Raw genomic sequence first — 12,042 nt, forward strand, 5'->3', positions numbered from 1 at the left:
TGGCTTGAGGTTCGGTTCGCCTTGAGGCAGCCTCGTCTCCGCCTGCCCACGTGATGGGCGCGAGACAGCGGACGGACACAATGGTCTTGGGGATCGCATTGCGGCGACATTTGCCAGAAGACGGGTGGCTTCAATGACGCACGGTCCGGCATTGCGCGCTGTCGGCGCAAACAGCCTGCTACGCAAGGAATGGTTCCTGGGCGTCAGCGTCGCGACCAGCCTGGCGTTTCTTGTTTTCCAGGAGCAGCTCTTCGGACAGCTTTCCGATCCGCTTTGGTTCACTGTCGTTTTTGTCTGGCTGTTCGCTGCCGTCCTCGGTTCCGCTCTGTCGGTAGTGCGGCACGCGGATCACTTGGCGGAGCGGCTGAAGGAGCCTTACGGCACGCTCATTCTGACGCTTGCCATCACCTCGATCGAGGTGATGGCGATTTCGGCCGTCATGCTTCACGGCGAAAACAATCCCACGCTTGCGCGCGATACTCTGTTTGCAGTCGTCATGATCATCCTGAACGGCATGGTCGGCCTGTCCTTGCTGCTGGGTGCATGGCGGCGACCGGAACAACAGCATAACCTGCAGGGCGCCAATGCCTATCTCGGAGTCATCGTACCGCTGGCGACCCTGAGCCTGGTGATGCCGACATTTCTTGCAGGCCCGGACGGACAACATCCATCGGCGGCGCGGCAATTGATACTGGGCATCATATCGGTCGGCCTTTACGCCACGTTTCTGTTTCTTCAGGCCGGCCGCCATCGGGACTATTTCAGCGACGACAGCAACCGTCACGAACCTCCCGGCGAACGTGCTCCTCGCCATGGGCCGGTATGGCCTCATGCCATCCTGCTTTTCGCCTACATGGGTCCTGTCGTCTTTCTGGTCGAACAGCTTGCCCGGCCGATCGATTACATTATCGAAACCTTGCATGCTCCAACCGCATTTGGCGGTGTTGTCATGGCCGTCCTCGTCGCCACGCCCGAGGCCATCAGCGCCGTGCGTGCGTCCATCGCCAACAATCTGCAGCGCTCCGTCAACATCTTCCTTGGTTCGGTGCTGTCGACGATCGGGCTGACGGTGCCGGCGATGCTTGTTGTCAGTCAGCTTTACGGACACCCCGTGACACTCGGCCTCGAGCATGGAGATCTTGTGATGCTCCTGCTCACTCTTGCCGTCAGCATCATCACCTTTGCCAGCGGCCGCACCCATCTCATGCAGGGTGCCGTCCATCTGGTGCTTTTCCTGGCCTATGTGCTGCTGATTTTCCAGCAATGACGCCCGGCCGCAAGATCAGGAAAGTAAAGAGTTCCAAGCTTCGACCGTCTTCCGCTATGATAACGGGAGATTTGCATATTTTGGCGATCATAGTGGCTGCAGGATCGTGAACGATACGGAGGCCGGACTTGAGCTCACTGTTGCTTGGCGGGCTTGTATTTATCTTTCTGTCGACGGCGACATCGATCGGGTTGATGGTGCGCGCCCACTTGCCGGATCATCATCTCAATGCGGAATCCAAGGATGTCATCAGGCTGGCGACCGCGGTGGTCGGAACGCTGTCGGCCCTGGCGCTCGGCCTTCTTATCGCATCCGCCAAGTCGAGCTATGACAATGCCGAAGTGGAGATGAGAACGGCGGCGGCGCGGGTCCTCCTGCTTGACCGCGTCATGGCGCAATACGGGCCGGAAACCGACAAGGCGCGTCAATTGCTGCGTGAACTCATCGAGAAACGGCTGAGCCGCGGCTGGACGACGGAGACGACCGACGAGCCATCCGCCGAGGCGCTGGGAGAATATCAGGATATCGAAGCGGTTCAGGGCGACCTTCGATCCCTGCTGCCGAAGGATGCCGTGCAGCGCTCTCTGCAGGCGCGCGCTCTTGAGGTGAGCGGCATGCTGGCCGAGACCCATTGGCTGCTGGTCGAATCCGGTAAGGAGGGTTTACCCTGGGCCTTCCTTGCCGTTCTCGTCTGTTGGCTCGGGCTGCTTTTTACGACCTTCGGGCTGCAGGCGCCGGCCAATCCGACGGTGCTGTCCATTCTGCTTGTCTGCGCCCTGTCCGTCGCCGGCGCGATCTTTCTGGTTTCGGATATGGCCAATCCCTATGTCGGGCTGATCCGTGTTTCGGATGCCCCTCTGCAATCCGCCATCGAACGGCTCGGGAAACCGTAGTCGTATTGACGTCTCCCAAAAGACGATGCCAACACAGTTCAATTGTGCACCAGCAGCTATTGCAATTTTTAGCAATGCCGCGACATAATATCGCATGCCCGGAACTTTTCGGAGAGGGGTCGTCTCCGCCGAGGCACGCATGAAGACTGGGGCTCTTCAACATCGGGGCGGCGGCAATGCGTGTGAGATTGTATCAGGGTCTGTGCCTGTCTGTGGCGCTCGCCGGCATGGCAATTCTTGCTGGCTGCGAGGAAAGCGGCAACACCTATGTTGCTCCTCCACCACCTCCAGTTCGCGTCGCCCAGCCGGTCCAGCAACCGGTCACTCTCTATTTCGAGCTCACCGGCAACACGGCGCCGCTCAATTCCGTCGATATCGAGGCGCGCGTTCAAGGCTACATCCAATCCATCGACTATCAGGACGGCATGACGGTAACGAAGGGCACCAAGCTCTTCGGCATCGAGCGCGACACCTATCAGGCGCAACTGGATCAGGCAAAGGCATCGCTCGCCTCGCAACAGGCGTCTCAGGTCGGCGCGCAGCAGGAATACGACCGACAGCTCAATCTGTCGAAGCAACAGGTCACCACGCAGACCGCAGTCGACAGCGCCAAGGCGACGCTCGACGAGGCGAATGCCTCCATCCTCAATGCCCAGGCCAATCTCGAGCTCGCGACGATCAACTTGGGATACACGGAAGTGCTTGCCCCCTTCGACGGCACCGTCACCGACCACCTCGTCGATATCGGCGCGCTGGTCGGCGTATCCGGTCCCACCAAACTCGCCAGCATCGTGCAGCTGGATCCGCTCTATGCCTATTTCAACGTCAGCGAAACCCAGGTGTTGACGATCAAGGAAACCCTGGCAAAGCAGGGGCACACCTTCAAGCAGACGGACCTTCCAACCATACCGGCGGAAATCGGCCTGCAGACGGAAGAAGGTTATCCGCACAAGGGCCATCTCGATTACGTATCGCCGCAGCTCGATGCCTCCACAGGCACGCTTCAGGTGCGCGCCGTGTTCGACAACAAGGACCGCGCCATGTTGCCTGGTCTCTTCGTCCGGGTCCGCGTGCCGGTCGGCCATAACGACAAGGCCCTGCTGGTGCGCGACGATGCGATCGGCACGAACCAGCTGGGCAGCTATCTGCTCGTTCTCGGCAAGGACGATGTCATCGAGCAGAAGCAGGTCAAGACCGGCCAGCGTGAAGGTTCGCTCCGCGTCATCGAGTCAGGCCTCGATGCAGCCGACTGGGTGGTGACCCAAGGTATCCAGCAGGCCATTCCCGGCAGCAAGGTCACGCCCGAGAAGATGGAAATGAACCCGCCGGCAACTGCCGCCGGCGATGCCAAGGCCAAGACCACCACGCAATGAATTCGCCATCATGGTTCATCTGAACGTCTGAGGACAGCAGCATGATCTCGCGCTTCTTCATCGAGCGACCGGTACTCGCCAACGTCCTGGCGTTGGTCTTCGTGCTCATCGGCGCGGTGGCCCTCATCCAACTGCCCGTGGCGCAATATCCGAATGTCGTTCCGCCGACGGTGCAAGTGACGACGCGCTTTCCCGGCGCCAGCGCCCAGACCCTGGTCGACACCGTGGCGCTGCCGATCGAGCAGCAGGTCAACGGCGTGCAGGACATGCTCTACATGCAGTCAACCAGCGCCAGCGACGGCACTTACTCGCTGACCGTGACCTTTGCCATCGGCACGGATCCCGACCAGGCTCAGGTCCTGGTACAAAACCGCGTTGCCATAGCGATGTCGTCGCTTCCCGAAGCGGTACAGCTTCAGGGCGTGACGACGCAGAAGAAGTCGACGGCGATCCTCGGTTTCGTCAGCCTGACCTCACCAGACAGCCGTTATGACAGCCTGTTCCTGTCGAACTACGCCGTCATCAACTTGCAGAATGAACTCGCCCGCCTGCCAGGTGTCGGCAACGTCACCGTGTTCGGCGCCGGTCAATATGCCATGCGCATCTGGATGGATCCGAACCTGCTGCAGGCGCGCGGCCTGACCCCGCAGGATGTCGTCAGCGTCGTGCAGCAGCAGAGCCAGGAGGTCGCCGCCGGCCAGATCGGCATTCCGCCGGTGCCGAAGGGGCAGGTCTTCCAATATACGCTGAACGTCAATGGCCGGCTGAACGAGGCGGCCGACTACGAGAATATCGTCGTCAAAGTGGAAAGCGGACAGGGCGGCCGTGTGACCCGGATCCGCGATATCGGCCGCGTCGAACTCGGCGCCCAGACCTACAGCCAGTCCTTCATGCAGAACGGCAGGCCGGCGGCTGGCATCGGCATTTTCCAACTGCCGGAAGCCAATGCGATCTCGGTTGCACAGGCCGTGCGGGCGAAAATGGAAGAGCTCTCGAAGAGCTTTCCGCCGGGCCTCGAATATCATGTACCGTTCGACACGACGAAATTCGTCGAGGCCTCCATCGACGAGGTTTACGTCACCTTGATCGAGGCCGGCGTTCTCGTTCTCATCGTCATTCTCGTCTTCCTGCAGGACTGGCGGGCGATGCTCGTGCCGGCGACCACCGTTCCGGTCACCATCATCGGCGCCTTCGCGGCCATGGCGGCATTGGGCTTCACCGTCAACCTGTCGACGCTCTTTGCCATCGTTCTCGCCATCGGTATCGTCGTCGACGATGCCATCGTCATCGTCGAAGGTGTCGCCCGGCACATCGAGGCGGGCATGTCCGGCCGAAAGGCCGCCGAGAAGGCGATGGAGGAACTGCTCGGCCCGGTCATCGGCATCACGCTGGTGCTGATGGCCGTTTTCATTCCGGCCGCCTTCCTGCCCGGCCTGACCGGGCAGCTCTACCGGCAGTTCGCCCTCGTGATTGCCGCGACCGCGCTGATCAGCGCGATCAATGCCGTCACGCTGAAACCGACGCAATGCGCCCTTTGGCTGCGTCCACCGGTCCCGCCCGAAAAACGCAACATCCTTTATCGCGGCTTCAACAAGGTCTACGACAAAGGCGAGCGCGGCTATGCCGGGCTGATCGGATCGATGACCCGCCACGCCGGCATCATGGCGATCGCGGCACTGGTGCTGATCGCGGTCGCCGCCTGGGGGCTCGCCCGCCTGCCGACCGCATTCCTGCCCATCGAGGATCAAGGCTATGTGCTGATCAATGCGCAATTGCCGGACGGCGCCTCGAAGGAGCGCACCGATGCTGTCATGGACGCGGTCGGCAAGATCGCCGAAGCCACACCCGGCGTCGACCAGGTGCTGACCATCAGCGGCATCTCCGTTCTCGACAACAATGCCAGCCTACAGAATGCCGGCGTCGCCTATGTCGTGCTGAAGGATTGGGATGAACGCGGCAAACAGAAGGGGCAGGACCTGCTGTCGATCTACCAACATCTGAACGGCGCGCTGCAAAGCGTGCTCACGGCCAAGACGCTGGTGATCGTGCCGCCTCCGATCCAGGGCGTCGGCAATGCCAGCGGCTTTACCATGCAGGTCGAGATCAGGAACGGCATTTCCGACTACCCGCTGCTGCAATCGCTTGCCGATACGATCGTCAGGAACGGCAGTGCCCAATCGTCGCTGCAAAGGCTGAGCACGCCTTTTCGCTCGAACGTGCCGCAGCTGGCCGTTTCCGTCGATCGCATCAAGGCGGAGACGCTGGGAATTACCGTGGGCCAGGTCTTTTCCGCTCTCTCCGGCTATGTCGGATCGAGCTATGTGACCCAGTTCAACAAATTTGGCCGCACCTTCCAGGTCTATGCGCAAGCCGCTTCCGATTTCCGGGTCAGCGCCGAAGACATCCGCAATCTGAAGGTCAAGGCCGGCGACGGGACGATGGTGCCGCTCGGCACGGTCGTCAATGTCACGACGACGCAAGGTCCTTCCCTGATCAGCCTCTACAATCTCTACCCCACAGCAACCATCGTCGGCGGCCCTGCCGCCGGCTTCAGTTCCGGCCAGTCGCTCGATGTCATGGAACAGATTGCCGACCAGACGTTGCCGCCGGGCACGGGCTTCGAGTGGACGGCGCTCTCCTATCAGGAGAAGGCCGTGGGCGGGCAGATCTATTTCATCTTCGCGCTCGCCATGCTGCTCGTCTATTTCGTGCTCGCCGGTCAGTATGAAAGCTGGATCTTGCCGCTGGCGGTCATACTCGCCGTGCCGCTCGCCCTTCTTGGCACGGTAGCGGCACTCACCGCAGCGGGTGTTGCCAACAACCTCTATACGCAGATCGGCCTTATCCTGCTGATCGCACTTGCATCGAAGAACGCCATCCTCATCGTCGAATATGCGCGGGAAAAGCGGGCGGAAGGCATGGAGATCCTGGATGCGGCCGTCGAGGCCGCCCGGCTGCGTTTCCGGCCAATTCTGATGACGTCCTTCGCCTTTATCCTCGGCGTCCTGCCGCTGGTGCTGGCGACGGGCGCCGGCGCATCGGCCCGCAAGTCGATCGGCATATCGGTCTTCAGCGGCATGATCGCCTCGACCTGCCTTGCCGTGCTCTTCGTACCGTCCTTCTACGTCCTGCTGCAGCGCCTCGAGGAATATTTGAAACGGCGCGGAGCGACCGCAAACACGGCCGCGAGCGCGACGGAGGCGGAGATATCGAACGTCCGGTAGGCGCGCAGCATTATTGGACGATCACCTGCACATAAACGTTGCCGCTCTTGGCGTAATAATACGCGCCGCATCGATAATAATAGCCACCATAATAGGGACCATAGCGGCAGCCCGCCGGAAGCACGGCGATGGTCGTCGTCGTGCGTGTGACGACCCGCCGCGTCGTCCGGCGGGCCACGCCCGCATAAGAGAGCGGCGTCAGCGGCCTGCCGATGACGGCGCCCGCCGGCGTGGCGAAGCCGATCGACAACGGCAGAAATCCCTGCCCCTCGATGCGAAAATCGGTGAATGTCAGAACGCCGGCGAGGCCGAGAGCGAAGAACAGCTTGTTATAGGTCATTTCACCTCTCCCGTATCGGCAGGCGCCGGAAGCTCATCAAGCGATTGCAGCTCGCTGAGATCGACCGTCTTCGCATTGGCCGGAACCTCGATGCTGTAGGCAACGGCCGCGACATCGGCGCCGCTTTTGAAATCGCTGATTTCGAGCGTGTATTGCGGCGCCTGGACGACGTGCTTGCTGGTGATGACGTAACGGCGCGGTATCGGTTGCGAGCCGGTCTGGATCCAGATCTGCCAGTCGATTTCAGGCGTCCGGAAGGCCAGGTATGCGCATTCGACGCCATCCACGAAAGCACTGGAAATGTGCTTGGCATCGGTCACCTCAGACATCAGCACATCATAGACGTTGGAGGACAGGAGATCGGCGCCGGGCGCTTCGACCCCCGCGGTCATAAGCCTGTCGATCAGTTCGTCGAGCGAACCCTTGCCATCGATCTTGGCATAGGCGTCGAGGTTCTTGCCATGCACTGTCAGCGACGAACCGTCGAAACTGACGTCGAGATCGGCAAAACCGCCGGTTCTGGTGACACGCAGCTTGTCTGGACGGGTCAGGTTGGCTGTCCCGGAGCTGACGAACTGGAGCTTCTCGAACTCGGGCGTCACGGCTTCGAGCGACGATTGATAGGTAAAGGATATCGTCTTCTGCGCCGCCAGAAAATCGGACATCGTCTTGAGCAGGGCTTTTGCATCATCCGCCCAAGCGCTCGTTGGCAGCGCCAGGCCGGCAGCGAGCGAGGTATAAACAAGCATCCGCTTCAATCGCGGGAAACAGAAAGTCGATGACATGACAATGCCTTTCATATGTGCCGTCATTGATTTCATCGGATATGCAGGTGCCGAACCGATTCCGGCCGGAGATGAAGTGTGCAGACGCGAACTGTGCATGTGCCAGACCGGCCACCTGCCGGTCTTTACCGCGTTGCGCTCACCGAATGACGCTGAAGCGCGATACTGTTCGGATTACCGCTTTCACAGATCGGGGTCTGACCAGGCTATAATCCCGAAGTCAACACTCTGTGGCAGGCCGGCGATACGCGTTGCAGATTGTCCCGGAGGCAAGCGATACCCCGCCCTCCGCCGAGCGGCACCATCCGGCACAAGGCCCGGAAGTCCAATCCACAGGTTTCACGCAGGATCATCAGTTCCTCGCGTGGCGAGAAGGCCGGCATCATGGCCTGAGGAGCAGGCGTGGTCGCGACCGCCGCAGCGCCGCCGCCGGTGGCCGGGGTTGATCCGGCTGCCCCTCCGAGCGCAGCAACGGCCTGCTGGCACGGTGCCGACAGAGCGGCGTTGTGCTGCTGCAAGCAGCTGAGCGCCTCTGCGCCGCCCGGCGTCACGCCGGAACATTGCGCCATAAAATCGCGTTGGCAGGCTGATTTGACGGCGTTGCGCTGCGCCTGCGTCGGCTGATGCGCCGGCGCGCCGGTCGCGGGCGCCGGGGTGACCGCTCCGGTGGTTGCCGGCGCGGCCGGAGACGGCTCCGCCGATGTCGACTTCGGTTTGCTAACCGCCGACACAGCTTTCTTACAGCCGGCTGAAAGTGTGGCGCTATGCTGTTGCAGGCAGGTGAGTGCCTCCATCCCGCCCGGCGTGACGCCGGAACATTGCGCCATGAAATCGGAACGGCATTCCGCCCTGATCGCATTGCGCTGCTCCTCAGTCGGCGCCTGCGCGGACGCGACGCCTGCGAAGAGCACCACTGCGCAGAGCGGTGGCAATCCCGAGATAGCAAACCGAAGACGACGCCTTCCATGCGGAGTCGTCAGCAGAGAAGATCCCCATTTTCCCATTATTCCTCCCCCCTATAAATCTCTAATCTACTTCATGAAATTGAACGCCCTGCTGAATAGGATAATAAACGCCCGCAAATTTGAGGGACGTTGCTTACCGCTGCGAAAATATTAAAACGCCGGCTCCACGTATATTAGAATATTGCTAATTTAGCAACTATCGTGCGCCTGAAAACTGATCAAGGGAAACGTATCGCTCATCAGCTTTCTGATCGGAAACCATGCATCTCAAAGCAAGTGCTTTGCGAATACATGCTGCCGTCATGCCGCAGCCTCGTACCCTCTTGAAGCCGGGCTCTCGCGGCCTTCAAGCCGAAAGCGTGCAATCATGTCGGTAAGTGCAAGCGCCTCGGACGATAGCTGTTGGGTAGCAGCATTCGTCTCTTCCACCATCGCCGCATTTTGCTGCGTCATACGATCAATATCGTTGACCGACGCGTTGATCGAATGGAGTGTCGTTGCCTGTTCGCGGCTTGACGAGGCAATGAGTTCAATATGGCCGACGATGTGGACGATCTCGCTGGAAATCTCCATCAGCGCATCGCCGGTGCGGCCGACGAATTCAGAGCCGGACGCAACCTCGCGGACGGAATTGTTGATGAGCTCGCCGATTTCCTTGGCTGCACGAGCCGATCGCTGCGCCAGCTCCCGCACCTCCTGTGCCACGACAGCAAAGCCCTTGCCGGCCTCACCCGCTCTCGCCGCTTCGACTCCCGCATTTAGGGCCAAGAGATTGGTCTGGAAAGCGATGGAGTCGATGGCGCTGACAATCTGAACGATCTTGCCCGACGCGTCCTCAATCCGTCCCATGGCCGAAACCGCGTTTTGGACCACTGAAGCCGAGGCGTCGGCGCCCTGTTTGGCGCGTTGGACAAGCGCAAGCGCTGCTGCTGCCCGTCCTGACGAGGTGTTGACGGCGGAAGAAATCTCCTCCACTGCCGCTGCGGTTTCCTCAAGTGCAGCCGCCTGCTTCTCCGTTCGACGGGCCAGGTCATCAACGGCTTCCGCCATCTGTCGGCCATTGTCGTTGATGAGGGAAGACGTCTCGCGGATATCGCAGAGCGTCTCTCTGAGACCCGCCACCGACATGTTGAAATCGGTGCGGATCCGGTCGAGTTCGGCGGCAAAGGGCGTATCGATCGAAAAATTCAACTCCCCGCGCGACAGCCGCGTGAGCCCCTCTGCAAGCGCCTCGATTGCGGCGTCAACCTGGACCTTGGCGCTACGTCGCTGGAGTTCGTTGCGGGCGCGCTCAGATTCCGCATCACTGCGCGCGATCTCGGCCTGTTGTTCCATTTCGACATTCGACAGCGCATTTTGTTTGAAGACGGAAAGCGCACGAGCCATTTCCCCGATTTCGTCGCCCCGTGCCTCGCCGGTGATTGTGGTATCGAGCCGTCCCTCTGCGATCTTGCGCATCGCTGCGGTAATCTGGGTGATCGGTCCCTTCAGGGTGACGACCAGTGCGGCACCCGCGGTCATAGCAATCAGGATGCCGATGACAATCGCGCCTCCGGATATCCTATTGGCCTGTTGACGATCCTGCCCAGCATTTTGCCTCTGCGTCTCGGCGAATTGAGCAAGCAGGTTCCAGGTGTTGTCGATCTGCCCCGCAGCGCTGTCGAACTCAGCCAGTTTGCGCACCGCACCTTCGGAAAGCGCTGCCGCGTTCGCCGCAAGCAGATCGAGGACGGGTTGAGCCTTCTTCGGAATCTCGGCAAAGACCGGATCGTCGTTCACCACGCCGGCGAGACGGCCGAGCTCGGTCTGATACATGTAGATCGACTGCTGGACTTTCTTCACTCGCGCGTCGTCTGGATTGCCGGCGAGTTCGGCGAAGCCGACGCGGATCTCATTATTGCTGTTAACGATGGCGCGCAGTTCGTTGCCGACATTGGTCGCCTGAGAGATATCTTTGTCCGACGCGGCAAGCGCCAACACGGAGGTCCGCATCAGATCGTCGCCAATCGTCTTGAGACTGTCGCCAGTTGCAGCAAGATCGGCGACGGCGGCATCCGTTGCTGGGACATCCAAAGTGTCAGGCGACACCTTCGAAGCGTTGGCGACAGCATCCACAGCAGCGGCATACTGGGCGGCGATGGCTTGTTTGTCGGTCCCTACAGCAGGAGAAAGCTGTTCCTTTGCCTTTTGCAAATCGGGGGCATATTTGGCTAACAGGCCAACTTTGTCAGCCGGCGTCGTCACGCTCGCATAGTCATTGCGAAGTTTTGTCGCGATACCGGCGGCGGCGCTGATGGAGACGGAATTGCTCAGGCCGCTCTTGTTGGCATTTTCCATCTTTTTCGCACTGGCCATCAGCATGAACGAGCGCTTGCCAACCTGCCCTTGCAGGTCAAGAAGTGCCGCGGAAGCAGCGTCCACATCGCTCAGAATTTTCTGCTGTCCCGTTTCGATTTGCCAGATCGCTTCGATCTTTTGCGGTATGATTTGCGACTGATCAAGCGCCCGGTCAAGAAGCCCCACATCGGTCGTCGGCCTTAGCCTCTCGATCGTCTGCTGCAGGTTTGTCAGTTGCTCTCGGGCGTCGGCAAGCGCGGTATCACGAGCTTCCTGCGACGGCTTCATCAGAAAGCCGGTCATGCTGGAAGAAACATGTTTGAACCCGTTCAGGGACTGCAAAACATGGTTGGAGATCTCCATGCGTCCCTCGAGAAGGCTGGACGCGTAGTACCCCGTCAGTCCCACTGCGCATAGACTAATGACGAATGGCGCCAAAAGTACGAGCACCTTCGTCTGAATGCGAACCCGCGACATCAAACCATTTACCACGAATGCACCCTCACCACCGATTGGAGCTAAGCTGTCATTCTTTGCTTAAGAACCGATAAATGGGTTGATCCGAGGACTATGCACGCTTGACCTACCGGGGCGAACGCGTGGTTCAGACACTCGAACGGGCATGTAGGCAGATCGGCTATTGATCATCGCCTGTCCCTATTGCGGACACCTGCTGAGGCATTAACTCGCACGTCTGGAAACGCCAAAAGCCCGCACGAGGCGGGCTTTTTGTATCAGTGTGTATGGCGGTCTGTGTGGGATTTGGTTGCGGGGGCAGGATTTGAACCTGCGGCCTTCAGGTTATGAGCCTGACGAGCTACCGGGCTGCTCCACCCCGCGAGATATAATTTAACACAA

Annotated in this window: 8 protein-coding genes and 1 tRNA gene; 4 read left to right on the forward strand and 5 right to left on the reverse strand. The window is 60.2% G+C overall.

Translation table 11 applies throughout. The features are described from left to right. Positions 1–133: 133 nt before the first annotated feature. From FHT69_RS27785 to FHT69_RS27800, 4 genes are all read left to right on the forward strand, one after another. Positions 134–1,267 (forward strand): calcium:proton antiporter, encoded by a 1,134-nt coding sequence (locus FHT69_RS27785; protein ID WP_047620005.1) that lies wholly within the window; start codon positions 134–136, stop codon positions 1,265–1,267. 128 nt (positions 1,268–1,395) lie between these two features. Then, a complete protein-coding gene (locus FHT69_RS27790; RefSeq protein ID WP_183906230.1) occupies positions 1,396–2,160 on the forward strand; it encodes a DUF4239 domain-containing protein in 765 nt (254 codons plus the stop codon). Between the two features lie 176 nt (positions 2,161–2,336). Continuing rightward, positions 2,337–3,533 (forward strand): efflux RND transporter periplasmic adaptor subunit, encoded by a 1,197-nt coding sequence (locus FHT69_RS27795; protein ID WP_028755602.1) that lies wholly within the window; start codon positions 2,337–2,339, stop codon positions 3,531–3,533. 41 nt (positions 3,534–3,574) lie between these two features. Beyond that, on the forward strand, positions 3,575–6,757 hold the full coding sequence (locus FHT69_RS27800) for an efflux RND transporter permease subunit (protein ID WP_183906231.1): 3,183 nt from the start codon (positions 3,575–3,577) through the stop codon (positions 6,755–6,757). A gap of 10 nt (positions 6,758–6,767) precedes the next feature. Here FHT69_RS27800 and FHT69_RS27805 read toward each other — a convergent pair whose 3' ends face one another. The 5 genes from FHT69_RS27805 to FHT69_RS27825 all read right to left on the reverse strand — a co-directional run bounded on the left by FHT69_RS27805 (position 6,768) and on the right by FHT69_RS27825 (position 12,024). Further along, a complete protein-coding gene (locus FHT69_RS27805; protein WP_183906232.1) occupies positions 6,768–7,097 on the reverse strand; it encodes a hypothetical protein in 330 nt (109 codons plus the stop codon). After that, positions 7,094–7,882 (reverse strand): DUF2092 domain-containing protein, encoded by a 789-nt coding sequence (locus FHT69_RS27810; protein WP_183906233.1) that lies wholly within the window; start codon positions 7,880–7,882, stop codon positions 7,094–7,096. The genes FHT69_RS27805 and FHT69_RS27810 overlap by 4 nt, the downstream gene beginning before the upstream one ends. Positions 7,883–8,088: 206 nt before the next feature. Further along, positions 8,089–8,886, reverse strand: coding sequence for a hypothetical protein (locus FHT69_RS27815; RefSeq protein WP_028759156.1), 798 nt, complete (start codon positions 8,884–8,886; stop codon positions 8,089–8,091). 261 nt (positions 8,887–9,147) lie between these two features. After that, positions 9,148–11,676 carry a methyl-accepting chemotaxis protein gene (locus FHT69_RS27820; protein ID WP_047620012.1) on the reverse strand — a complete coding sequence of 843 codons (2,529 nt, stop codon included), beginning with the start codon at positions 11,674–11,676 and terminating at the stop codon, positions 9,148–9,150. A 271-nt stretch (positions 11,677–11,947) separates the two neighbouring features. Continuing rightward, positions 11,948–12,024: transfer RNA gene (locus tag FHT69_RS27825), tRNA-Met, on the reverse strand. Positions 12,025–12,042: the final 18 nt, after the last annotated feature.

This window comes from Rhizobium sp. BK008 (assembly GCF_014197345.1).
Classification (GTDB): Bacteria; Pseudomonadota; Alphaproteobacteria; order Rhizobiales; family Rhizobiaceae; genus Rhizobium; species Rhizobium anhuiense.

Excerpts from the sequence above, each read along its gene's own strand:
- FHT69_RS27815 (WP_028759156.1), bottom strand. The coding sequence starts at position 8,886 with ATGGGAAAATGGGGATCTTCTCTGCTGACGACTCCGCATGGAAGGCGT.
- FHT69_RS27810 (WP_183906233.1), bottom strand. The coding sequence starts at position 7,882 with ATGTCATCGACTTTCTGTTTCCCGCGATTGAAGCGGATGCTTGTTTAT.
- FHT69_RS27795 (WP_028755602.1), top strand. The coding sequence starts at position 2,337 with ATGCGTGTGAGATTGTATCAGGGTCTGTGCCTGTCTGTGGCGCTCGCC.
- FHT69_RS27800 (WP_183906231.1), top strand. The coding sequence starts at position 3,575 with ATGATCTCGCGCTTCTTCATCGAGCGACCGGTACTCGCCAACGTCCTG.
- FHT69_RS27805 (WP_183906232.1), bottom strand. The coding sequence starts at position 7,097 with ATGACCTATAACAAGCTGTTCTTCGCTCTCGGCCTCGCCGGCGTTCTG.
- FHT69_RS27785 (WP_047620005.1), top strand. The coding sequence starts at position 134 with ATGACGCACGGTCCGGCATTGCGCGCTGTCGGCGCAAACAGCCTGCTA.